This window comes from Lactiplantibacillus paraplantarum, from assembly GCF_003641145.1.
Taxonomy (GTDB): Bacteria; Bacillota; Bacilli; order Lactobacillales; family Lactobacillaceae; genus Lactiplantibacillus; species Lactiplantibacillus paraplantarum.
On the sequence record NZ_CP032744.1, the window covers coordinates 340,075 to 365,210 of the forward strand.

The 25,136-nt window shown below is 42.9% G+C and carries 22 protein-coding genes and 1 other annotated feature; of the genes, 17 read left to right on the forward strand and 5 right to left on the reverse strand.

Going from position 1 to position 25,136, the window contains the following annotated elements:
* The first annotated feature begins 158 nt into the window (after positions 1 to 158).
* The 8 genes from LP667_RS01590 to LP667_RS01630 all read left to right on the forward strand — a co-directional run bounded on the left by LP667_RS01590 (position 159) and on the right by LP667_RS01630 (position 10,366).
* A complete protein-coding gene (locus tag LP667_RS01590; RefSeq protein ID WP_056988338.1) occupies positions 159 to 1,685 on the forward strand; it encodes an ABC transporter permease/substrate-binding protein in 1,527 nt (508 codons plus the stop codon).
* Positions 1,686 to 2,657 (forward strand): ABC transporter ATP-binding protein, encoded by a 972-nt coding sequence (locus LP667_RS01595; RefSeq protein ID WP_021731941.1) that lies wholly within the window; start codon positions 1,686 to 1,688, stop codon positions 2,655 to 2,657.
* A 78-nt stretch (positions 2,658 to 2,735) separates the two neighbouring features.
* Positions 2,736 to 4,067 carry a dihydrolipoyl dehydrogenase family protein gene (locus LP667_RS01600; protein WP_021731940.1) on the forward strand — a complete coding sequence of 444 codons (1,332 nt, stop codon included), beginning with the start codon at positions 2,736 to 2,738 and terminating at the stop codon, positions 4,065 to 4,067.
* A 479-nt stretch (positions 4,068 to 4,546) separates the two neighbouring features.
* A complete protein-coding gene (glpK, locus tag LP667_RS01605; protein WP_021731939.1) occupies positions 4,547 to 6,064 on the forward strand; it encodes a glycerol kinase GlpK in 1,518 nt (505 codons plus the stop codon).
* A gap of 14 nt (positions 6,065 to 6,078) precedes the next feature.
* The gene (gene glpO, locus LP667_RS01610; RefSeq protein WP_021731938.1) at positions 6,079 to 7,908 is read left to right on the forward strand and encodes a type 1 glycerol-3-phosphate oxidase; all 1,830 of its coding nucleotides are present in this window, start codon (positions 6,079 to 6,081) and stop codon (positions 7,906 to 7,908) included.
* A 14-nt stretch (positions 7,909 to 7,922) separates the two neighbouring features.
* Positions 7,923 to 8,645 carry an MIP/aquaporin family protein gene (locus tag LP667_RS01615; protein WP_003641945.1) on the forward strand — a complete coding sequence of 241 codons (723 nt, stop codon included), beginning with the start codon at positions 7,923 to 7,925 and terminating at the stop codon, positions 8,643 to 8,645.
* Positions 8,646 to 9,386: 741 nt separating this feature from the next.
* Positions 9,387 to 9,956 (forward strand): helix-turn-helix domain-containing protein, encoded by a 570-nt coding sequence (locus tag LP667_RS01625; protein ID WP_021731936.1) that lies wholly within the window; start codon positions 9,387 to 9,389, stop codon positions 9,954 to 9,956.
* A complete protein-coding gene (locus LP667_RS01630; protein ID WP_021731935.1) occupies positions 9,956 to 10,366 on the forward strand; it encodes a protein-export chaperone SecB in 411 nt (136 codons plus the stop codon). Before LP667_RS01625 ends, LP667_RS01630 begins: the two co-directional genes overlap by 1 nt.
* A gap of 87 nt (positions 10,367 to 10,453) precedes the next feature.
* On the opposite strand, the gene LP667_RS01635 is transcribed toward LP667_RS01630, so the two are convergent.
* The 4 genes from LP667_RS01635 to LP667_RS01650 form a co-directional block, all read right to left on the reverse strand.
* Positions 10,454 to 11,071, reverse strand: a complete 618-nt coding sequence (locus tag LP667_RS01635; protein WP_021731934.1) for a sugar O-acetyltransferase — start codon at positions 11,069 to 11,071, stop codon at positions 10,454 to 10,456.
* Between the two features lie 3 nt (positions 11,072 to 11,074).
* Positions 11,075 to 12,235 carry an MFS transporter gene (locus LP667_RS01640; RefSeq protein WP_021731933.1) on the reverse strand — a complete coding sequence of 387 codons (1,161 nt, stop codon included), beginning with the start codon at positions 12,233 to 12,235 and terminating at the stop codon, positions 11,075 to 11,077.
* A 3-nt stretch (positions 12,236 to 12,238) separates the two neighbouring features.
* Positions 12,239 to 13,030: a Cof-type HAD-IIB family hydrolase gene (locus LP667_RS01645; protein ID WP_021731932.1), complete on the reverse strand. Its 792-nt coding sequence runs from the start codon at positions 13,028 to 13,030 to the stop codon at positions 12,239 to 12,241.
* A gap of 70 nt (positions 13,031 to 13,100) precedes the next feature.
* A complete protein-coding gene (locus LP667_RS01650; protein WP_021731931.1) occupies positions 13,101 to 13,973 on the reverse strand; it encodes an AraC family transcriptional regulator in 873 nt (290 codons plus the stop codon).
* 159 nt (positions 13,974 to 14,132) lie between these two features.
* Between LP667_RS01650 and LP667_RS01655 the strand changes: the two genes are divergently transcribed.
* The 6 genes from LP667_RS01655 (at position 14,133) to LP667_RS01675 (ending at position 20,442) form a co-directional block, all read left to right on the forward strand.
* Positions 14,133 to 14,960, forward strand: coding sequence for a Cof-type HAD-IIB family hydrolase (locus tag LP667_RS01655; RefSeq protein WP_021731930.1), 828 nt, complete (start codon positions 14,133 to 14,135; stop codon positions 14,958 to 14,960).
* Between the two features lie 67 nt (positions 14,961 to 15,027).
* Positions 15,028 to 15,308: a binding site (T-box leader), on the forward strand.
* A gap of 165 nt (positions 15,309 to 15,473) precedes the next feature.
* Positions 15,474 to 16,850: a branched-chain amino acid transport system II carrier protein gene (gene brnQ / locus LP667_RS01660; protein WP_021731929.1), complete on the forward strand. Its 1,377-nt coding sequence runs from the start codon at positions 15,474 to 15,476 to the stop codon at positions 16,848 to 16,850.
* A gap of 44 nt (positions 16,851 to 16,894) precedes the next feature.
* Positions 16,895 to 18,079 (forward strand): cation:proton antiporter, encoded by a 1,185-nt coding sequence (locus LP667_RS01665; protein ID WP_021731928.1) that lies wholly within the window; start codon positions 16,895 to 16,897, stop codon positions 18,077 to 18,079.
* Positions 18,080 to 18,599: 520 nt separating this feature from the next.
* Positions 18,600 to 18,884, forward strand: coding sequence for a hypothetical protein (locus LP667_RS01670; RefSeq protein WP_021731927.1), 285 nt, complete (start codon positions 18,600 to 18,602; stop codon positions 18,882 to 18,884).
* A gap of 40 nt (positions 18,885 to 18,924) precedes the next feature.
* Positions 18,925 to 19,086, forward strand: a complete 162-nt coding sequence (locus tag LP667_RS16665) for a hypothetical protein (protein ID WP_021731926.1) — start codon at positions 18,925 to 18,927, stop codon at positions 19,084 to 19,086.
* Between the two features lie 84 nt (positions 19,087 to 19,170).
* A complete protein-coding gene (locus tag LP667_RS01675) occupies positions 19,171 to 20,442 on the forward strand; it encodes a glycosyltransferase (RefSeq protein ID WP_021731925.1) in 1,272 nt (423 codons plus the stop codon).
* A 1,165-nt stretch (positions 20,443 to 21,607) separates the two neighbouring features.
* Here LP667_RS01675 and LP667_RS01695 read toward each other — a convergent pair.
* The gene (locus LP667_RS01695; protein WP_021731924.1) at positions 21,608 to 22,276 is read right to left on the reverse strand and encodes a hypothetical protein; all 669 of its coding nucleotides are present in this window, start codon (positions 22,274 to 22,276) and stop codon (positions 21,608 to 21,610) included.
* 1,417 nt (positions 22,277 to 23,693) lie between these two features.
* Between LP667_RS01695 and LP667_RS01710 the strand changes: the two genes are divergently transcribed.
* The 3 genes from LP667_RS01710 (at position 23,694) to LP667_RS01725 (ending at position 25,023) form a co-directional block, all read left to right on the forward strand.
* The gene (locus LP667_RS01710; protein WP_021731923.1) at positions 23,694 to 23,852 is read left to right on the forward strand and encodes a bacteriocin; all 159 of its coding nucleotides are present in this window, start codon (positions 23,694 to 23,696) and stop codon (positions 23,850 to 23,852) included.
* A 23-nt stretch (positions 23,853 to 23,875) separates the two neighbouring features.
* Entirely contained in the window at positions 23,876 to 24,031 is a 156-nt protein-coding gene (locus LP667_RS01715; protein WP_021731922.1) for a bacteriocin, read from the forward strand.
* 845 nt (positions 24,032 to 24,876) lie between these two features.
* Positions 24,877 to 25,023 carry a bacteriocin gene (locus LP667_RS01725; protein ID WP_003641979.1) on the forward strand — a complete coding sequence of 49 codons (147 nt, stop codon included), beginning with the start codon at positions 24,877 to 24,879 and terminating at the stop codon, positions 25,021 to 25,023.
* Positions 25,024 to 25,136: the final 113 nt, after the last annotated feature.

Sequence of the window (25,136 nt, forward strand, 5' to 3'; positions counted from 1 at the left end):
TTAAAATAAAGAATAAAATTTATTTGGAACTTCAAAAGTTACAAAAACATCAAATTTTCGGTGCGTATTACTATGATTTTTATAGGATTATGCTAGGATTAAATACATAGATAATTAAGAAGTTATTAATTAATAAAGGTGAGCAATGGGAGGAAAATATGCAGACCCTAATACAGACATTTATGGATCGACGCGGGGATTTATTGACTGCGCTATGGCAACACTTGGGTATTTCATTAGCGTCATTAGTAATCGCAATGGTGATTGCGATTCCATTAGCTATTTGGGTCGTTCGGCGACCACGCTGGGCCGAGGGACTATTACAGCTCACTAGTGTGTTACAAACGATTCCGTCGTTGGCACTGTTAGGGTTACTGATTCCATTGGTTGGGATTGGGACGGTGCCCGCAGTGATCGCTCTCGTCATTTATGCCCTCTTACCGATTTTTCAAAATACGTACTTGGGTATTTCAGAAATCGACGCTTCAATTGAGGAAGCCGCCGATGCTTTTGGAATGTCACGAATGCGTAAATTATTTAAAGTTGAGCTACCAATTGCTTTGCCGCAAATTATTGCTGGTATTCGGACGGCCTTGGTATTAATCATTGGGACGGCAACGTTAGCAGCTCTGATTGGGGCTGGGGGGCTCGGGACTTTCATCATGCTCGGTATCGACCGCAATGATACCTCGTTACTATTAATTGGGGCCATCTCATCGGCATTGCTGGCCATTCTACTGAGTGCACTCGTACGTTGGTTTCAGACGGCCAAGCCACGGCACGCTTTAATCGTCTTTGCGGGAATTTTATTGTTACTTGGTGGCGGTGGTGCTTATAGTGTCTATGCCAATCGAGTTGAAACAATTACGATTGCAGGTAAGCTGGGCTCCGAACCGGAAATCTTAATTAATATGTATAAGCAGTTGATTGAAGCGGAAGATGACCACGTGCATGTTACCCTCAAACCGAACTTCGGGAAGACCACGTTTCTATTTAGCGCTTTAAAGCATGATCAAATTGACATTTATCCAGAATTTACGGGTTCAGTGTTGGAGACCCTCGTTAAGGGAAGCAATCCGGCAAATCAGACGGCTAGCCAGACTTATCAACTTGCTAAGCAACGGCTTGCTAAGCAGGACCAGATGACTTATTTAAAGCCGATGCAATATAACAACACGTATGCCTTAGCTGTGACTAAAAAGTTCAAGCAGGCGCACCATTTGAAAACCATCAGTGATTTAACGCAGGTCGAACCTATTCTTAAACCTGGTATGACCCTAGAATTTATTGATCGTGATGATGGTTTGAAGGGGATTAAGAAGACTTATGGTTTGGACGTGACCGCTAAATCAATGGAACCGGCGTTGCGTTATGAAGCTATCAGTAAAGGCAAAATCAACTTAGTAGATGCCTATGCGACGGATAGTGAATTACGGCAGTATCATTTGGCTCTGTTGAAGGATAATAAGCACTTTTTCCCAACGTATCAAGGCGCACCATTGATGAAGACGAGCTTTGCCAATAAACATCCTCAGATCGTCAAAGCATTAAATAAGCTAGCTGGAAAAATTTCCGAAACTGACATGCAAGAGATGAACTATGAAGTTAATGTTAAGAAACAGTCCGCTTCGACGGTTGCACATCGCTATCTCGTAAAGCACGGCTTGTTAAAGGAGGGACGCTAAATGACAGCAGCAATTGAATTTCAACACGTCCAGAAAGACTTTAATGGGCAGACAGTGATTCCTGACCTTAATTTAACAATTGACCAGGGCGAGTTATTTGTTCTGGTGGGAACTTCCGGGAGTGGTAAGACAACGTCACTTAAAATGATCAATTGTTTAGAACCGCTGACGGCCGGTAAAATCCTAGTTAATGGTACTGATACGACAACGATACCGGTACGACAGCTACGTTGGCAAATGGGCTATGTCTTGCAACAAATTGCTTTGTTTCCAACCATGACAGTGGCGCAAAATATTGCAGTGATTCCTGAAATGAAAGGAACGGCTAAGAAGGCCATTAATCAAACGATTGATGAGTTGTTGACGGAAGTTGGCCTTGATCCTAATGAGTATCGTGATCGGATGCCGTCAGAATTATCCGGTGGGGAGCAGCAACGGATTGGTATCTTGCGGGCAATTGCGGCACAGCCAGATATTGTCTTGATGGACGAACCATTCAGTGCGCTGGACCCAATCTCGCGGCAGCAGTTACAAGACTTAGTTTTACGATTGCACGCGCGTTATCATAATACGATTGTCTTCGTAACTCATGATATGAACGAAGCTTTGAAGCTGGGAGATCGAATTGGCGTGATGCAACACGGTCAGTTGGTGCAAGTTGATACACCGACTGAGCTTGCTCAACACCCAGTTAACGAGTTTGTTCGCAACTTCTTCGGTGCCAGTCGAGCCAAGAATGTCTATGATGTCTATATTGGTCGTGTGGGACTCATTCAGGGGTATCTCAAAGAACAACCTAAAGTTGCTAGTGGCCGAATTCAAGCATTAGATATTCAGGCCACTTTACGAACTGCTTTCACCGCACTAACTGAACATGATTACTTAGCTGTTACGGAAGAGCAGCGAGTGATTGGCTATCTTGACCGTCAGCGAATTGTGGCTTACTTGAGTCAACATGAAGAAGTGTCATAATCGTCAATTAGAGTCAAATCGTTTAAACTATAATTGTGAAAACTGACGGTAGTTAATGAATCTAAGGGGGAATTTCGGATGACGGAACAGTACGATGTTGTTGTGATTGGTGGCGGTCCGGCCGGCACTGCTATGGCCAGTGGCTTAAAGGCCCACGGTAAGAAGGTGCTGATTGTTGAAGCGGATTTGTGGGGTGGCACTTGCCCTAACCGTGGTTGTGATCCCAAAAAAATTCTGTTAAGTGCAGTTGAAGCCCAACAATCAGCTCAACACTTGCAAGGCCAGGGTCTAACGGGTACACCTAAAATTGACTGGCCAGCGCTGATGGCACATAAACGCGGTTATACGGATGGCATCAATGATGGAACGTTGAACGGACTAAAGGGGCAAGATATTGCGACGTTACATGGTCAAGCGCATTTTCAATCCGACGGTCAGTTAGCGATCGGAGATCAAGTGGTCAGTGCGACTGATTACGTGATTGCCACTGGTCAACGTCCTGCAATCTTACCGATTACCGGGCACGAATATTTTAAGACGAGCACTGATTTCTTAGATTTGGATCAGATGCCCAAACGAGTGACATTCGTTGGTGGTGGCTATGTCGGCTTTGAATTGGCGACGATTGCCAATGCCGCTGGCGCCGATGTTCATGTGATTCATCATAATGACCGTCCGTTGAAAGAATTCGATGCAGATTTAGTTAGAGATTTAATGGCAGCGATGACGGCTGATGGCGTGACGTTTGATCTGAACACAGATATCCACGCCATCACCAAAACGGCGACTGGGCTGCAGCTAACGGCTGATGATTTTGAATTGACGACGGATTTAGTCATCAGTTCAGCGGGACGAATTCCAAATGCGGATCAGTTGGAACTAGCCAACGTGGGTGTAACCTTTGATCGGCATGGCATTCAAGTCAATGATCACTTACAGACGGCTAATCCACATATTTACGCCATTGGTGATGTTAGTGACACGCCGGTACCGAAGTTAACTCCGGTAGCAGGTTTTGAAGCGCGTTATTTAGTTGGCGAATTGACGCAAGCCGGTGCGGCTATTAAGTATCCAGTTATCCCAACGCAAGTTTTTGCGGCACCCAAGCTAGCACAAGTCGGTATTGGGGCTACTGTAGCTGCTGAGCAAACTGATAAATACCGCGTCAATACACTGGATATGACCAAATGGTTTACCTATTACCGATTCAATGCTCAGCAAGCGCAAGCCAAAGTGGTCGTTGAACAGGCCAGCGGTCAGGTCGTTGGGGCTACTTTGTTGAGTGATGTGGCTGACGAAATGATCAATTATTTCACATTACTGATTGAAAAGCACGTGACGTTAGCGGAATTGCAACGGTTAGTGTTGGCTTACCCCACCCCTGCTAGTGATTTACAATATTTATATTAATCGTGTCAGTGTATGGATGACCGATTTGTCTGTTAAGGCTGTGTATCAGGCGGGACCAGATACACAGCCTGGTTTTCAATTCAAGTAAATACCAATAATCAATAATAACGAGCGGCTTGCTTTTTGAGGCCGATCGTTTTTTTGTTCTAACTAGGTGGTCCATTTCCCCCGGTCACTGTTACTAGCCGAACTGAAAACTTTCAGGACCGTTTTCTTTCAATTTTTAACTAGCGACAGTCGGATAATTCTGCTAGTAAATTAATTATTTTATGAAACTAGTAGCAAATAATTAAAGCCCTGATTGGTTGGTGTGACAACGATAAAATGTTTCATAGTGAAAACTAGTTTTAAAGTAAATTCAATTGTGCAAAATTTAATTTATGCAAATCTATTCACAAAATGGTCGCGACATGTTATGATTCAATCATCAATTATGATAGCGTTTTCATAAAGCTGTCGTTACTAAGGAGTGAAACACCATGACCGACAAGTACATTATGGCAATTGACGAAGGGACAACCAGTACCCGCGCCATTATTTTCGACCATGCAGGCCATAAAGTGGCCGACTCACAACGGGAATTTCCACAATATTTCCCGCAGCCGGGCTGGGTCGAACATAATGCCAATGAAATCTGGAATGCTGTCTTGTCTACTATTGCGAATGCCTTCATTGAATCGGGAATCAAACCCGCTCAAATTAGTGGTATTGGAATTACGAATCAACGGGAAACAACCATCGTTTGGGACAAGCAAACTGGCTTGCCAATCTATAATGCCATTGTCTGGCAATCGCGACAAACCGCGCCAATTGCCGAAAAGCTGGTTAAGGATGGCTACGGTGATTTGATTCATCAACATACTGGTCTAGTAACCGATGCTTATTTTTCTGCGACTAAGATTCGCTGGATCTTGGATCATGTCAAGGGCGCGCAGGAACGGGCGGAAAAGGGCGAGCTGCTCTTTGGAACGATCGATACGTGGCTTCTCTGGAAACTGACTGGAGGGGCGACTCACGTGACCGACTACTCGAATGCGAGTCGGACGATGCTCTTCAATATTCATAAGTTGGCATGGGATCAAGAAATTTTGCAATTATTAAATATTCCTGCCGCAATGTTGCCAGAAGTGCGAACCAACTCCGAAGTTTACGGCAAGACTAAGGATTACCATTTCTTTGGTTCAGAAGTACCTATCAGTGGGATGGCTGGTGACCAACAGGCGGCTTTGTTCGGTCAGCTGGCATTTGAACCAGGCACCGTTAAGAATACTTACGGGACTGGGGCCTTTATCGTGATGAACACCGGTGAAAAACCCCAATTATCTGATAATAACCTATTGACCACGATCGGTTACGGCATCAACGGTAAAGTGTACTACGCCTTGGAAGGCTCGATTTTCGTTGCCGGTTCAGCGATCCAGTGGTTGCGTGATGGGATTCGCCTAGTTGAAAGCGCTCCCGATTCTGAACGGGCGGCGCGCGAATCGCATAATGAAAATGAAGTTTATGTGGTTCCGGCCTTTACTGGTTTAGGGGCACCATATTGGGACTCTGAAGCACGCGGCTCAGTCTTTGGCTTGACGCGTGGCACGACTCGTGAAGATTTTATTAAAGCAACCTTGCAAGCATTGGCTTACCAAACGCGGGACGTGGTTGAAACAATGAAGAAAGATTCCGGTATTGAGATTCCAGTATTAAAAGTTGACGGTGGCGCTGCTCGTAATGACTGGTTGATGCAATTTCAGGCGGATATCTTGGATACGCAAATTATGCGGGCTGCTAATCTGGAAACGACAGCGCTTGGTGCCGCCTTCTTGGCCGGGCTTAGCGTTGGTTATTGGCAGGATTTGGAAGAATTAAAAGCGTCATATAAGCCCGGCACGAGTTTTGACCCTGAGATGGGGCCAGCTGAACGGACGAACTTATACGAGGGATGGCAGGCAGCGGTCAAAGCGACCCAAGTCTTTAAGCACACCCCATACCACGCAGGAAAATAGAGGAGGACAACAACATGGCATTTTCAGCAACGACGCGTCAACAAAATATTGAACGCTTACAAAATGAAACGCTAGATTTACTCGTTATCGGTGGTGGGATTACCGGTGCCGGTGTCGCCATTCAATCAACCGCCATGAACATGAAGACCGGATTGATCGATATGCAAGACTTTGCAGAAGGGACTTCATCACGGTCGACGAAACTGGTCCATGGGGGCATTCGCTACTTAAAGACATTTGACGTGGGGGTAGTCGCCGATACCGTTAAAGAACGGGCGGTCGTCCAAGGGATTGCGCCACACATTCCTAAGCCCGACCCAATGTTATTGCCGATTTATGATGAGACGGGGGCGACATTTGACCTCTTTTCTGTCAAAGTGGCGATGGATCTGTATGATAAGCTCGCCGAAGTTAAAGATCCTAAATTCACTAATTACACCCTTTCGCGCGAGGAAGTCTTACAGCGGGAACCACAGTTGAACCCCAAGCACTTAGTCGGTGGCGGTGTTTACCTTGATTTCCGGAATAATGATGCGCGCTTAGTGATTGAAAACATTAAGAAGGCTCACGAAAATGGTGGGATTATGGCAAGCCACGTGAAGGCAACCGGCCTCTTACATGATGATGATGGCCGGATCAATGGGATTACTGCTGAAGACTTATTGACTGGTGAATCGTTCGAGATTCATGCCCGAATCGTCATCAATACGACCGGTCCATGGTCAGACACGATTCGTAAGATGGACCATACTGAAAAGTATCAATCCCAGATGCGGCCAACCAAGGGTGTGCATTTAGTCGTTGACGCTGAGAAACTTCCGGTACCGCAACCAACCTATTTTGATTCTGGTGATCAGGATGGCCGGATGATCTTCGTGGTGCCACGTGAAAACAAGACGTATTTCGGAACGACTGATACAGATTACCATGGCGATCTGAAACACCCGACCGTTACGCAAGAAGATGTTGATTACTTGTTGGAGATCATCAACCGTCGTTTTCCAACTGCCAAAATCACCTTAGATGATATTGAGGCTAGTTGGGCCGGCTTACGGCCACTGATTGCGGCTAATGGTAGCTCCGATTATAACGGTGGCAATTCAGGGAAGATCAGCGATAAGAGCTTCAAGGAAGTTATCAAAGTTGTTGATCAGTTTGAAAGTCAGGAAGCCAGTCGTGAAGACGTTGAAAGTGTCCTGAACGATTTAGAAAGTTCACTGGCCGAAGACAAGTTGAATCCATCGGCCGTTTCACGCGGTAGTTCGTTGACTAGTAGCCCTGATGGATTGTTAACGCTTGCTGGTGGGAAGATTACTGATTACCGTAAAATGGCTGCGGGTGCCATGGCACTGATTGCCAAAATCTTAGCGGATAAGTATGATGCCCACTTTAATGAAATCAATTCGAAGAATCTTCCCGTTTCTGGTGGCGATATTGATCCGCACAACGTGGATGCAACGATTGCCTTTTATGCTAAACAGGGGACGGATAATGGTTTGGCGAATGATGAAGCGTTGCGGATTGCCAATATGTACGGTTCCAATGCTGCGCGGGTCTTTAGTTTGATTGGTAAAGTTGAACCGACGCATGGTCTCAGCTTAGCCGAAACGATTAGCTTACGTTATGCCTTGGATGAAGAAATGACCCTGACGCCAGTCGACTACTTGCTGCGGCGCACTAACCACTTGTTATTCATGCGAGATACGCTGGATGACTTAAAGGATGGCGTCATAGCGACAATGGCCGATTACCTTGGTTGGGATGCTGCAACGGTCAAAGCACAAACCGAATTATTGAATCAGACGATTGCTGAATCGGACTTAACAGCACTGAAGCAGGGCTAAGGAATGGGGTGGTCATGATGAAAGATCCATTAGCACTACAATTGTTGGGGGAATTTCTCGGGACCTTTATCTTGATTCTGTTAGGTGATGGGGTTGTAGCTGGGGTAACACTCAATAAATCCAAAGCGCAAAATGCGGGCTGGGTCGCGATTACCTTAGGTTGGGGATTTGCAGTCACGATGGGCGTCTATGCGTCCAGCTTTATGAGCCCCGCACATCTTAATCCGGCGGTCTCACTAGGAATGGCAGTGGCCGGTAAGTTCCCATGGGCCTACGTGATTCCATATAGTGCGGCTCAGATTGCTGGTGGGGTGATTGGTGGCCTCGTGGTTTGGTTGCACTACTACCCACACTGGCAAGCAACTAAGGATGCTGGCGCGATTCTCGGCATTTTTGCAACCGGTCCTGGTATCCGGCGGTATTTCTGGAACTTTATCAGTGAAGTGATTGGAACGTTCGTCCTAGTCTTTGGCTTGTTAGCCTTCACGAAAGGCCAATTTACGGCGGGATTAAACCCGATTGTTGTCGGAATTCTGATTATCGCTATCGGGCTATCTCTGGGTGGAACGACCGGGTATGCAATTAACCCGGCCCGGGATTTAGGTCCCCGCATTGCGCACGCGGTATTGCCCATCGCCAATAAGGGGACATCTGATTGGGCCTACAGTTGGGTGCCAATCGCTGGACCATTGGTTGGTGGTGCGTTAGGCGCACTGTTGTTTAATGTATTGCCATAATTTTATGACTGATTTGATATAAACCGTGAGGACTGTTGGAATTGACAACAGTCCTCACGGTTTTATTTGTGAGTATTGTGGTTCGAGTATGTTGTTTAGCGAGATTAGTAAGAAAATGTGTTTTGAAATGTGATTAAACTAAAATAAACATGTCGTATTCAACCGTGCTGTTCACGTAGAATGTGTTGAGTTTGGTAATGTTAGTCGAACCATGAATTAAATGTCTAAGATATTGGATCGGAGGCGTGTGCGGTGACATGTCTTAATTCAACTAATTAGCAGCATTTTGTAATTTCACAAGTCAATTTGTTTTTCTTGAAAAACATTTATGGTAGCATGGAGATATAAATTATGACCGATGATGGGTTGTGAATCGACATGGCGAGTCCCCAGGAAGTACGGATGATTGTTCAAGATATTAAGAAGCGGAGAAACGCGTGGCGTATTTCTAAGCGGGCAAAGAATACCGAATTAGTGAGTAAATTGGGTCTTCCCCAATCAGAGATTTTAAAAATCGTGTTCGATAAGTTGAGTTGGCAGGATTACAGTTCAGGCCCCGAGATTGATGATCACCGGCCACCACGTCCAGGATCTATTTGGAAGTTTGGGTTAATAATTGGCCCATATAATTGTTATTTAAAATTTCAAGATAAGCCCAGTGGGACCGTGTTATGGATTTCAATTCATCCAGCAGAGCGTCCAATGAACTTACCATATAGATAGGAGAAGGAGGAACTTGCGATGACGAAGGTTACAAAAAGGTTTTACAATGATGAACTGGAAACAACTGAGCTGTATACAGAAGCTTGGAAGATGGAGAAAACGCAGGTAAAAGATATCTCGGACTTGCTCGTCTGGCATCACTATTGGGTAGATGCAGATGGGGAGCTTTGGAGTGATTTTGATGATCCGATGGAAAATCCTAAAGCTGACTTTGAGGCGTATCGTGCCAGAAAGAATTATCTCAAGCCTGAGCAGATCAAACAATTTCGCCAGAATACTGGACTAACGGTTCGTGCGTTGTCCTTTTATCTAGGCATGGGGTCATCAACATTATCTCAATTGGAGAACAATAAACGAGTACAAACTAAAGAACAGGATAGCTTATTGAAAATGGCGATTGACTATTTCCGGTTGAATGGAGAATTACCTGAGCTAGGACATGAATCGTCACAGAATGATTTAGATTGTTTGATTAATACTACGCTTGCAGTTGGTACCTATGCGACAAGTTGTTCGTATCATGAAACAATCAGTAATGATGAGTTATTCGAATATGATTTAAATAATATGAATAGTGAGGCGTCGTAATGGCTGTTCTAAATTTTAAAGGCTATATTGTTGAAGATAGCAGTTATCAAAGAAATAATAATTACGTTCCGGTGGCTAAACCAGTAAATTTAACGCCGGATATTGAGACGACTAATGACGTGCAGGGTAGTAACATTCTAGTTAAGTTACGCGTTAGTGTTGGATCAACATCTAACAAGGCGATGCCTTTCAGAGCAAGCATTACGATTAATGGAACGTTTGAATTTAATGTTTCTGAAGACGACAGTGGTGTAGGTGTCGATATGTTGATTCGGAATAATGCCGTTGCGATTCTGTATCCATATGCACGAGCACTCATCGCTAATCTAACGTTATCTTCAAATGAATACCCAGCCGTAACGTTGCCAACAATCAACGTTGCTAAGGTGTTAGCAAACAGTGAACGATAGATTGGTGTTGTAACGAATAGTAAAAATCAGCTCAGTGTGTTCTGCCGTGTAAAAGGCGAAACATACTGGGCTGATTTTTTGAAACCACTAATTTAACAAGTTAGGATCAATCTGGCGGTCTTTAAAGTAGTACTGACGGTCGTGATCATTAATGTGTCGCAAGATATGGGCGGGATTCCCCACGGCGACGACGTTATCGGGTAAGTCTTTGGTCACGATGCTGCCAGCGCCAACGACGACATTGTCGCCAATCGTAATACCGGGTAGTACGATGGCACCTGCGCCGAACCAACAGTTACGGCCGATATGAACTGGCATATTGTACTGATAAGCTTGTTCGCGCAATGATGGCAAAATCGGATGGCCCGCGGTTGCAATTGTCACGTTGGGGCCGAACATCGTGTAGTCGCCAACGTAAATATGGGTATCATCGACTAGTGTTAGGTTGAAGTTGGCGTAAACCCCCTTGCCGAAGTGGACGTGGTGCCCACCAAAGTTACTGTGGAACGGTGGTTCGATGTAACACTGCGGGCCGATTTCTGCGAACATCTTGCTAAGTAGAATTTGGCGCTTGGTTAGTTCGCTGGGCCGAGTTTGGTTGAAATCATAGAGCAGATCGAGATAGCCAAATTGGCGTTTTTCAAGTTCAGGGTCGTTAGGCAAGTAGAGTTCGCCGGTATGAAGGCGATCATTATTATTAGTCATTAATTAAGCTTCCTTTCGTGGTTGGTGGCAACCAGTCATTATCGCTAAGCTTCCGAGAATTAGCATAATCCATACTAAAACGTTAGCAGTAAGGGTCTGCGGGCCAAAGTGACCGAGTCCGTTCCAGATGAGTGGGGCAAAAAACGCGCTAATGATGGTGGCAATCGTCAAGTAACTGCTTAGAACGTTGACTTGGGAGCCGTCCAAGCCAGTATTGCTAGTGAAGACTAGGTATGGTCCGGTGTACGAGTAAATAAAGTTAAAGAACACGGCGGCACTGATTGCTACGTTCGCATTGGGGGCTAACCACAATACTAAGACCGAAATAGCAGCGCCGGCATAGCCTAAGGTTAGGGTGAACCGGTGCAAATACCGGTACAGATAGCCAAAGGTCAGGCCGGCCAGCAAACCGCCGATATTCATGGCTGCTAAGGTTAGATTGATGGTGGCAGCGTTACCAAAATGGCGGGCGCTAAAGTAACTCGGCAGCTTTAATTGAACGCCCCAGATGAGCAAGTAGGTCATAAAAGTGAGGCCAAGTAATGTCCATTGACGCCGCGGTAGTCGCGTTTTTTCGGTGGTCGACTGATTCGTTGGGGTCGTTTTTGCTGGCTCGGCAGGTTCGGGAACGAAGCAGGCAACGCCCACTGCGATCATAATGAGCAGCCCGTACAACCAAAAGACGGCGTGCCAGCTAAGGCCAATTAGAATGCCCGCCAATCCTAGCAATATTGCGTTACCAAGGGCTGAGAGGCCCGTCTGGTAACCTAACAGTCGGGCCCGCAAATCACCGGTAAAGCTGTGGGTCAACAAGCTGATGGCGTGTGGTGAAAAGAGGCCGACACCTAAGCCTAATCCGAGCCGACTGACCATGATGACGGTAAAGTTAGTCGTGATAGCGGGAATCAGCCCCATGATGGCACTGATTAAGAGCCCACTAATCACGACCGGTCGCAAGCCCCACCGATTCGTTAGTCGCGGGTTGAGCAACAGCGTGATTAACGCACTACAATTGGCAATCGTGACGACCCACTCGATCATCGTCGTCGGAACGGTGGGAAAGGTCCGTTTAAGCTGAGGAATGATGCCCGTAATAACGGTAGTGATTCCCGTCACCGTAGAGAGGCTAAGAATACTGACTGTGGTGATCAACCGTGGTTGCATGGCTTATGCCTCCAACCAGTGCTTGATCCACTGTAAGACACCTTGTTCTTGGTTTGTACCTGTCGTGGCGTTGGCTACGGCCGTCACGGCTGGTTGAGCATTCGCCATGGCGACGCCGCAGCCGACTTCCCGGAGCATTTCTAGGTCGTTACCGCCATCGCCAAATGCGGCCATGTCAGCGAGGTTGATTCCTAATACTTGCCCGAGTTGCGCTAAGCCCGCTGCCTTATTCATGCCGGGTTGGATAATGTCGATGTCGCCGTGACCACTGCTGGTTGGTTCGGCGATACCCGTCAGTAACTCACGGAGTTCAGTTACAATCGCGGTGGTGCGTTCTGGTGGACACGTGATGGCGAACTTCATAATATCATCGTCAAGCTGATCGTAGCTTTCAACGACGGCTAAGTGATGATAATAATGTCGCATTTGCGCCACGTGCTCGGGATCAGTGGTCGCTAGGGTGTAAGCACTTTTGGCACCGCAAACCAGTAGCTTTAAATCCGGGATGGTTTGAATCTTAGTCAGAATCGTCTGGATTGCGTCTGGCTGAAAAGCGTTAAGTGCGTAAACGTGGTCGGCATCGCGGATGTAGGCCCCATTTTCAGCAAGGTAGATCATCTCAGGATAGTCCTTGAAGAAGGACTTGAGTTGAAAGTATTGATTGCCACTCGCAATCACGAACCGCACGCCCCGTAGTTGTAATTGTTGATAAAGCAGTGCAAATTGAGCTTCGTCGTAAGTCATATCGTCACGCAAAAAGCTGCCATCCATATCAGTTGCTATTAATTTAATCATGGTTAAAATCTCCCGTCGTTTAATTGATAGCCGTAGCTTACCACGAAATTCAGACCACGAAGGGACATTTTTAGAGGCAACTAGTATCAATTCGATGATAACGGGCATAGGCTTGGCGATAGTCGGTAGGCGTCATGCCCTTCCAAGATTTAAAATTCCGATTGAACGTCTTACTATTCGGAAAGCCGCATTGCATGGCAATATATTCAATCTTGAGATCAGTCTCTAATAAGAGGCGTCGCGCGTTCATAAGCCGGATGAGCCGCAAGTATCGGTTAACGGATAGTTGGACGTTCGCGTTGAATTGCTGATTCAAAGTCGTCAGTGAGACGTGAAACTGCTCGGCTAAAGCGTTACCGTCGATTGGTTCAGCATAGTGCTGGTTGATCGCATTCATGACGGTATCTGTCAACGTCAGATTGGGCGTAACCGCAGTAGTCGTCAGGGGCACTGTAAATGTCTGGCCAAGGGTCACCAGTAATTGATAAAAATGGCTGAGAATTTGTAACCGTAGTAGATCAGTTGTGGGAGTCATCAACAGGTCGTGAATGGCGACTAATTGTTGACGAACATTGGCATAGGCTTGAGGGTGGGCCTTAGCCGAAGCGGCCCCGTTTAAAGTCAATTGCCAGTTGACGCTTGCCGGAAGTTTGGCCTGTAAGAAGTCGTCGTCAATGATGAGACCGAACTCCACCCAGTCAACTTCGGTGGGGCCACTAGCACTGTGGACGACCCGTCGATTAGTAGTCCACAGATCACCAGGACGATATTCAGTTGTGTGGCCATCGGTGACGAATTTTAGAGTTGTGCCGCTGACGAGATAGTTCAATTCAATCCCTTGGTGCCAATGTGGGGCAACGTTGATATCAGTCAATGGATCATGTTCGTAATATTTAAAGGGGAGACGGGGGATCGTTTGGACCGTCTCGTGTAAGATTTTCATAACTAGACCTCGCTTCAGGATTTTGCAAAATCGCACCGCTTCCTTTCAAAAATCAACCTTGATGGCTGACGAGCTATGCTATATTAGAAACATAGCAAGCGAAGGACGGTGGCATGCCTTAATTGTAACCGTATTCGCGATTGAAAGGAACGAAAACTCATGACAATTAAATTAATCGCGATTGATATTGATGATACGCTCTTGAACAGCAAGGGTGAGCTGTTACCGAGTACGATTACGGCCGTTAAAGAAGCGCGTGATCAAGGAATCAAAGTAGTTCTGTGTACTGGCCGACCACTCGCTGGCGCACAACAGTACTTAGACGCGCTAGGCCTTACCGGTGATGACCAGTACGTGATTACGTATAACGGTGCTGTAATCGAGAGCATTGCTGGCCGGATCGTCGCCAAACATTTAGTGGATAATGCGCACTATCGGCAATTAACGGCGTTTGGGAAAGAACACCACGTGCCCTTTAACGTCCTCGATGCGGACAGTACGATCTATACGGCTGACCGGGACGTTAACTGGGTGACGGTGGTACAGGCGTGGGAGAATCAGGCGGGCCTGTTAATTCGGGACCCTGACGATTTACCAGCTGATTTTCAAATTGCTAAGGGCTTATTTGTGGGTGAAGGCCCGCAGCTTGACGCTGTCGAAGCGCAAGTCAAGGCAACTTTTGATCAGGATTTATACGTGGTCCGTGCGGCAACTAACTTCTTGGAGTTGATGCACGCTGGCGTTAATAAGGGGCAAGCCGTTCAGGATCTAGCCGCTGTTTTAAAACTACAACCAGACGAAGTGATGGCGCTGGGAGACGAACAGAACGATCTACCCATGTTCGCCTTTGCTGGAACAGCCGTCGCGATGGGCAATGGTAGTGACATTGCTAAGGCGCATGCCAATCATGTTACCGCTACTAATGATGCCGATGGGGTCGCGGCTGCGATTCGTCAATGGGCTTTGTTAGACTATTCCAAGAATTAGTTTCACTAAAACAGTTGACAAGTCTTCACAATGAGTTTATGATTGCAAATATTAAAAATAAATGAGACTAAACGTGATGATCAGGAGAGTAAAGTCAGGGTAATCTTAAGCGAGCCGCTGGATGGTGTGAAGCGGTGGTGAACTTGGCTGGAAAGTAGCCTGAGAACTGCTAATGCGACGGGTTGGAGTGTTAGCTGGGTGCCCCCATTAACGGGCCAACGTATCGTCAGTTAGCGATTACTGTTCGGGGAAACTCGTCATCGGTGTTGATAATTGGCCGTACGCGTAAAGGTGACGAGCTGCGGTTCGTGACGAATTAAGGTGGTACCACGCGTTAGCGTCCTTACAAAATCAATTGATGATTTTGTAAGGACGCTTTTTTAATCTCATGGCAGTTGAGAGGATGGGGACAATGCGCTTAACAAGTAGTGATGGTGGTTTGTATCGAGTGTTCCTGCGGGTGATTGTTCAAACTGGTTGATAAGAACGACGCTTAACGGAGGAATGATAAATATGCAAACAACGCGAAAATTAACAATCAAACATTATATCATTATTGGCTCAATGCTCTTTGGAATGTTTTTTGGGGCCGGTAACTTAATTTTCCCAATTCACTTAGGGCAGCTGGCGGGGGCCAATTGGTTGACAGCCGGTTGGGGATTCTTGCTGACGGGGACGTTGTTACCATTGTTGGGAATTATCGCCATTAGTGTGACACGCAGTAGTGGGATTTATGAGTTAGCACGGCCAATTGGCAAGCGCTACGCAACAATTTTTATGGTACTGACTTGCGCAACTTTGGGACCCTTGTTCGCAACGCCACGGACAGCCACCACGCCGTTTCAAATTGGCATCGCTAGCCATGTGAGTGCGGCGCAGGCACCATGGTATCTGCTAGCTTACTCGTTGATTTTCTTCAGTATTACCTACTGGGCTGCACGTAAGCCCACCCGAATCGTTGATACGATCGGTAAATTGTTAAACCCAGCTTTTCTGATTTTGCTCGCTTTGATTTTTGGCATGGCCTTTAGTCGACCACTGGGGACCACGAATGCGACGCCGACCGCGGCCTACCAACACGGGGCGTTCTTGAACGGCTTTTTGCAAGGGTATAATACGATGGACGCGTTAGCCGCCTTGTTGTTTGGGATTGCAGTTGTCACCACGATTCGGGGCCTTGGTCAACGGGATGCCGGAGCGATTGCTAAGACGGCCGCCAAGTCCAGCTTGTTGAGTATTAGTTTAGAAGCAGTCATTTATCTTGGTCTGATCTGGATTGGCGCGACGTCGTTATCGCAATTTAAGTTATCTGCGGATGGTGGCATTGCTTTTGGTCAGATTGCTAATGCTTTTATGGGTATACCAGGAGCGATTATTTTAGCAATTATGGCGACCTTGACGTGTCTGACAACGGCAGTGGGTTTGGCGACGTCGTTTGCGGAAGCCTTGCACGCTAAATTTCCCAAAATCAGTTATCGCGCTTGGAACCGCTTGGCCTGTGGGGCCTCATTTCTCATCGCTAATATTGGGTTGGATCAAATTATTGCATGGTCGACGCCGATGCTGATGTTCCTGTATCCGTTGGCGATTACACTGATTATCTTAGCAATTGCCTCACCGCTATTTCAGCGTGATCCGCTCGTTTATCGATGGACGACGGCGTTAACTTTGATTCCAGCGTTCATTGATGGTCTAGGTGCTGCACCAGCACTGATTACTCGGTTAGGATGGGTTCAAACGATTCTTGCATGGGATCAACGGTACTTACCATTAGCTAAACTAGGATTTGATTGGGCACTTCCCGCCATTATTGGTCTACTGATCGGCTTGGGCTGGCACTATGCGCGCCGCTTCCAGAACGCCCATGCTTACAAGATGAGCCAGGACTAAAGGTGTATGATAGATGGTAAGACTTTTGATGGATGGGTGAGCACATGGATTTTTTGGGAATACTTTGTTTGTTGATTTTGGCGACAACCCTCGCTGGGCACTTTGCTCACCGTGCGGGGATTCCTGCCGTGATTGGTGAGATTCTGGTCGGGGTGATATTAGGGCCGGCGCTACTTAACTGGGTCCATTTAACGACTTTAGTTCAAACGTTCTCAGATATTGGGGTCGTGGTACTGATGTTCATCGGTGGACTGGAAAGCAACTTAGCACTTTTACGTAAGTATTTGCGTCCCGCCATTATCGTGGCTATTATCGGGGTGATTTTTCCGGTCATCATTATGGGACTTACGAGTCGCTTCTTTCAGTTCAGTTGGTTTGAATCACTGTTTATCGGTGTCATCTTTTCAGCCACGTCGGTTTCGATTTCCGTGGAGGTACTAAAAGAATTTAAAGTATTGGATACTAAGGAAGGGGCCACGATTCTAGGGGCAGCGGTCGCTGATGACATTATCGGGGTGATTCTGTTGAGTGTCATGATTGCGATGATGGGTGGTCAGAGCGGCGTTGCCCAGACTAATCTCGGTATCGTGCTCTTGGAACAGGTTGGCTTCTTCATAGGGGTCTTCATCGTGATTAAGTGGGTTGCCCCGTATCTGATGCGCTTGAGTGATCATCTGTTGATGGCTGCCAGCCCAACTATTATGGCGATTATTATTTGTTTAGCGTTGGCATGGTTGGCAGAACTAGTGGGCTTGAGTGGTGCTATAGGTGCTTTCTTCGCCGGAGTTGCAATTGCACAAACTGATTACCAACACGTGGTGGACGTTAGTATTGAACCAGTGGGCTACACGACGTTTATTCCATTATTCTTCGTCAGTGTGGGTTTAAATATGACGTTCAAAGGGGTCTGGCAATCGCTACCGTTCATCGTGGTCATGACGGTACTCGGTGTGTTAACTAAGTTGTGGGGGTGTGGACTGGGCGCGAAGTTAAATGGGTTCAGTCACCATAGTAATTACTTAGTCGGTGCCGGCATGATTTCGCGTGGTGAAATGGCATTGATAACGGCACAAATTGGGTTTTCAGCGCACTTACTATCAAACGATTACTATTCGGATATTATTTTGGTCATCATTGTGGTGACGATGATTGCACCGTTCGTCTTAAAGAACGCCATTCATCGCGCCGGTCAGGTGACCGCAACACATAGCATCATAGAAGAACATTAACCACATAGATTGGGCGGAAGTTAAGAACCGCTTGGACGCCGTAGTTTGGGACTACGGCGTTTTTTTAGGGGGACGCGTGAAGTGTTATTTGGGAAGTTGGGCTAGATTTCTTGTTTGATTTTCAGTTGGGCGGGATAATTTGTGGAGTCGATTGGCGTATTGGATTATTGTAGTAAATAATTTTTATAGCAACTATCAGTAAAACTGATTCTTTTGTAAATTTGATAATCATCTTACGATAAAACTGAAAAATGTAACGTTTATAAAAATATTGTTCAACTGGCTTGTTAGGCGGTATATTGAAGGTAAAGTAAATAAGAATATTAATTTTTTTAAACGCAAGCGCTTTCTGCAATGTGCGTAAAGATAGCTTGTGATTTAGTGGTGTTTATTGAAGGGATGACTGAAATAAAAAAGTCAGTACTGATTTCTGTGACGACGTAATGAGAGATATTAAAACAATTGAATTTTTTCTTAGAGATTACTTTGAATAGTTCATATAATACGAGAGGTGTTGGGGATGGGGTTAACGAATGTTTTGTATAGACGTCAATATAAGATACAGATTGAACCATCGGTACCAGCTTTAGATTTAAGTAAATTAAGCGGTCTGGGACTTTGGATCAATCCATTAAAGCGGCATTATGTTGTTACAATAACGACTAGTGATGATCCAAATAATGATTTGGAGACATTTATAACTAATTTTAGAAGATTAACTAAATTAGAGTTAAAGGATTTTAAAATAGAAACTCAATTTGGACCGTTTACGTTACAAAATGCAGTAGATTCACCATGGTTTTGAAATGGATAAGTTGTTATTAATTATTGCAGGAGGCGCTAATATGAAAGACTTTAAAAATATTGATGCGATTTTTACTTCTTTAGAGACAGAAGATTTGGTAAAAACAAAGGGTGGTAAGAAAAGAAAAGTTCCGGGTTGGGCAAAGCTTGTAACTGCTTTCGGGTCTGAATTTAATGATGTTACTGGTAAGTTGGGTTGGTAAGTTAAAAATGTGATATTAAGTGAGTTTATATCAGTGTTAGGTATAAACTCGCTTTTATATACATTTAAAAATTGAGGGAATAAAATGGATGATAAAACGTTATTTACTGATTACAGATTTAACAATTTTGTTAATGTCTTTAATTTGATGGATTTAGGGATTTCAGAGGAACGTATAAAGCGAGATTTGGCTAATGCTAAAATAAGGCAAGTGATTTTGTCGATTTACTTGCAAATTAAAGTAAATGGTGCAATTTTAGTGAAAAATCAAGAACAAAGAATAGCCACTGCCATCAATAGTATTCAACCATTTTGCGATAAGATATTTATATTTGATACAGGTTCAACAGATCAAACTATGGATGTGGTCAGTTCTTTCCATAATAGTTCTATTGTGTTGACACAAATACAGTGGCATGAAAATTATGCCTATATGCGAAACTATGTGAATGATAATGTACCGGATGGCTGGGTTTTATTAATTGATTCTGATGAAGAACTTCAGAAAGCCCAATATTTAACTAGAAGACAATTGAAGTTTGATCTAGCAATGCTTTCTTTTTATATTGCAGAAAAAAAAGATATTGCAATAAAGTTTAAGCAAAATTTCGATAAGGAACAAGATATTAATTGGCCCACACGTTTATATAAGAAGACAAAGACTGTAACTTTTTTTGGCTTTGTTCACGAAGAAGTGAGATCAACTAAAAGCTTGAAAAGCATTAGGGCACAACTCAGAATTATTAATCATGGTTCTTTAGAAGCAGAAGTAAAAAAGTTTCAAAAAAAAGAACGTTATTATCGGTTACTTAAAAAGAATATAGAAATTGAACAGGATAATGTTCAATGGTACGCGATAATAACACCAGACCAGGTATTGGAGTGTGATCAAGAGTGGTATAAAAAACATATAATAGTTTTTGCTGATATGATTTTAAAGAATAAGCTTAAATCACCCTTTAATGAGATGCTGTTAATTAACTATATAAAGCTTTTGATGAAAGAGTACCAGGTAAACAAAGCAATTACTGTGTCTGAAGCTGCGTTTGAAATGTATCCAAGCAATCCGTATTTTTTGTATTTGAAAAATGCAAATAAATTAAATAATATTGAAATGGCCTGTCTGAAAATGTTGGACGAGCTCAAAGAGGATTCGAATAAGCTGCGAGAAGCTAGACGGGATAATGATCAGTGGCTAGTATATAATGCGATCGATTTAATACCAGATATTATGCTGAAACTATTAACTAAAGCAGAATATTATGATCATGCTAAAGAGCTTTTGAATGAAATTAATTTAACTATGGGGCATCACAATTATATTGAACCGGAGATAGGTTTATATAAATCCGAATGAGGTAGGTTATACCACGTGCTGTTTTTTGGAGGAGTTTTTCAAAAATAATTTGATTGAATCAGTGCTCTTTTTAAATTAGAGGGTCTCATTCATATCAAATCTTGAATGGAGGCAGGAAACACAAAAAGTTTATGGTTGTTATGATCAGCTATTAGCCTTTTCCGTGGTCAAATTAAGTTGTTAAGGTGGGTGATTAACCTGAAGAAGAATACCTTATTCAAAGGCTGTGCCCTTTTAATTTCTCTTTTGTTTGTGCTTTTAATGTTTCGGGTAGATAAAGACATGATATGGCTAGCATATGCCTTTGCATTGCTAGCCATACCTAGGCCCAGGCCCAAATATCCTAAAAGCTATGACAAATGGTACTATATAGCATTTTTATTTTTCTGTCTTGCATATTTATTAGAAGAAAACATTTTGGGAAATTTGGGAATTATAGTAGCTGTAATTTCTTTTAGTCCAACTACTCATTCATTCGCTAAAAATAACATCGATAAAAAATAACATGAACCTAAGTGCAGCACTAATGAGAGTTTATCTTCAATTCTTTAGTGCTGCACTTCATTTGACAATTCTGGGCATTATTCCTCGTTGGTGTAGGTGTAAATATAATGTTCAATGAGGGCTGGCAATCGTTGCTATGAGGTGTGTTAACTAAGTTGTGGGGTTGTGGACTGGACTCGAAGCTAAACGAGTTCAATCGTCATAGTAATTATTTGGTCGGTGCCGGCATGACCTCACGTAATGACGATAATTGCACTGAGAACGCTATCTATCGCGCTAATCGGTATTACGAGAGTGCGCTACTTCATTATTTACTGGTTCTTGATATTACTATGAAAAACGGCTCCACCGTGGTAATTGCCACAGTGGAGCCGTTTAAGCAAAAATCGAAAAATCATATTATCTCATTTGTCAGTTTGTCAGAAAAACATACAAATTCACGCGTATTTTTACTTTCTAGCTTTGAATAATCATTTATAATCCGCTATCGCCCAGCAGCCCCATCACTAAGCCCTTGATTAAATGAGCTAATGATTGAAGGATCACTAATTACATAGATTGCGAAAACGACAACAAGCGCTACCAGCAAGCTTCTCACTGGGTATTTCTTAATGATGTTTATTGTTTTATTGAGCATTAACGTGTGCCTTACCTTTTATATTTAAATTAATGTACCAATAATTAAAACAGCGTCTGAGATCCAATGGACATAGATGCCGCTCCGTAAAGTATTGGCAGATCGCCATGAAGCAGTTATTGGATAACGCGTAATACCGACGATTAAGGGATAAATCCAGTTGAAATGATAATGTGGAAGGTGCAAACACACAAATACGATGCACCCCAATACATTGATAATCGGCCACGTAAATTTTTTGAGCTTGGTTTGTGATAATAAGCGAATCAACGGAAGTGAAATAGAGGCCATTCCGACTTCCTCACCAACTAGTGATACTAGTAGCGTGAAGGCTATCCATACTCTTTCAATTAAAGGATAATCTCGCCCAGTTGAACTAGTTGTCAATGTTGTATTGTGAAATGACAATAAAGCATGCGAATTAATAATAGCTATAACCACAATCGCAGTGACTTCCAGAACAAACAGTAAAAGCACATACTTCACCACTATACGCCACTTTGGCGAGGGTAACGGTTGAAAAAATAGTTTTAAGTTAGAAAAACCATATAGCATTACTAAACTAATTATTCCAGCTGTAAGCATTGCTAACCAATCAAAATAAATATTAAGAAAGATCGCACCTATATAACCAGCCACAAAGAGCACTAACACTAGCGGGTAATATTTTCTTTTGAAATCAATTTCTATCATCTATTATAATCCCCCGAGACATCAGTTATAGTGCGTGCGTGCGACCGACCGATTCAAACACGTATTCAACGACATTCTTACGACTCTGCCAGCTTCGCCAGCATAAAATTTGAAACTAGACCAGAAATTTTTCCAAGAGCCTTCCAACAACGCCATTCAATTTATTATTGGAAATAGATGCAAATGCGTCTACTGTATCCAAATTCTTAAGTGTTTTATCCATAGCCATACCGCGCCATTTACTGCGGCAATTAAAATGGTTCTATGAGCTATGTTTTTAGTACATTTATTAAGATACACTACAATTCTAAAAAAATCATTTTTAAATTTATTATCGTACTATTCACTCGACTTAACGTAACTTTTAGATTGAATATCTGGCGACTCCGTTCCAAAGTTTTTCGTGGACGATTATTTAAGGTGAGAAGATGATATGGACTCAGACTGTGGTTCTTTTTATTAATTGTTTGTTGTACTTCAATTGTAAATTTGTCATTTATTACCCCTTTTTTGAAAACCAAAAAATTATAGTAGCGATAATTCCTTTCAGACTAACTGTTCATGTATTCACTAAAAACAACATTGATAAAAACAACATTAATCTAGGTACAGAATTAGTTGGAGTTTGTCTTGAATTTTTTAGTGCTATTTTTGCTTGACAATTCTAGGCCATTATTTTTCGGCAGTACAGGCTAAAACATGACGTTCAAATGGGAGTTGACAAGGGCTGCCATTTATTGTGGTCATGATGGTGCTCAGTGTGCTAACTAAGTTGTGGGGACGAAGCTGAATGGATTCAGTTGCAATAGTAATTACTTAGTCGTTGTCGGAATATAATCCCTCGTGGTGATGATGATTTTATCGTTTATTTTAAAGAACACCATTCATTACGCCAGTCAGATAACCGCAAAGTATCCGATCATAGAAGATAATTAATTACATAAATTGGACGGATGTTAATTGTCACTTGGACGCCGTGGTTTAGCGACCACGGCGCTTTTTCATGGTTGTTGAGGTAGTAATTAATCAAGTGAGTTGCTACAGGAGATTAAATTTTGAAAAGCTGATTTTATTTCACAGGATTTATCTGCGTCCTGAAACTATTTTGTGTGATTCGATAAGGGTTACGTGCGGTTATCTCTTAAAAAGATACGTTTAGGATAATATTCACTGGAATTACCAATAGGTAGTATATTTGTAAGCGTGGGGAGCGAATAGAAATTCTGGAATGTTAGGAAACTAAAATGATTTGGGAAGGTGATTAGCACATGACTAACTGGGTGTTTCCTATGGGCGTCAATAGGAAGTACAAGTTAGAGCATTAGTATGAAATTAGATTGTCTATATTTAAAAAGTCGAATACGTCTTACCTAGCGTAGATATGCAATTTATGAATAAAAATATGGAGGGCTATATTATGAAAAAATTCAAAGAACTAAAAGAAAATGAACTGACTGCAATCACTGGTGGATCTTTTGTAGGATACTATCTTGGGCGCTTTTTAGCAAGTGCAACCCATTATTATGGTAAGACAGTCACCAAGGGACATATGCACTCTTCAACCATTAACAATTAAACTATTTTAAGGGGAGATAAACTATGACAAATAATAAATTTGAAGTAATTAACGATAAAACATTGGCAACTGTAATCGGTGGTGGTAAAGGTGGAGGAATTTTGAGTTGGTTTATAGGCGAATCCAGTGATATCTGGAAAGGCTTTAAGAAAGGTATGAATCATTACAACAAAAAGTAATTATTACTTAATTATGTGACGTGATTATTTTCAATGATTTATAAATCTGCTAGGGGGATGTGATTGAGAAATTGCATTTCCCTAATTTGATTTTTTAATGTGTTTTGTTAATTGTTGCTTTGAAAATCAAAATTGTGCTAACCCTGTGCCTAGAGATAATAAATTTTTTTTGTCGGAATTTGACGTTTGTTATAGGCACTCATAAATATAAATTGTTAAGTTGATTGTATTTTGATTTACAAGCTCTAATCATTTTTCGTATAAAACTAAGTTAATGATGAAATTGAGAATTTATGCTGTTAAGAATGGAGTGATCTAAAATGAAATCCAACAATATGAAACTGAACCGCGATTTTTATAAAACATATTCTTTTTGGCTAGGGATGTTAGCTGTGATTGGTCTTGTAGGAGATGTTTTATTAAAGTACAACACCGCGGTTAGTCCGTGGATAATGATATTAATTGCAATCTATTTATTTTTGAGAGCCTTTACAAGTAAGAGAAAATAAATATTATTAACGGTATTTTTGGCATTATTTAAATTTACTTAGAGGAAATGATTTGAACTTGTTCACGAAAAATAACATTAATCTAAGTGCAGTACTAATGGGAGTTTATCTTGAATTCTTTAGCGCTGCGCTTAAGTTAATGTTATTTTATCCTCTAAGTATGTTCAAAGTAATCAAGAGCTATTCAAAATAGTGGCTTTGACATTCATCAAATATTGATTGATATCATAGTGGAAATTTTATGTTGATTCACGTTTAAATTCAAAAAATGCACGTTAATAGAAATAATCCCAGCGTACCTCAAAAACACCTTATCCTAAAAGCGAGGTGATTATTATGAAAATTCAAATTAAAGGTATGAAGCAACTTAGTAATAAGGAAATGCAAAAAATAGTAGGTGGAAAGAGTAGTGCGTATTCTTTGCAGATGGGGGCAACTGCAATTAAACAGGTAAAGAAACTGTTTAAAAAATGGGGATGGTAATTGATTTATTGAATAACTGTTTTTCAAGTTATATTTCGTATAGATGGCGTAAGGTGGGACAATTTTTAAAAAGTCACAACACTTGAAAAGAAGACTATAAAATGATATTTTGC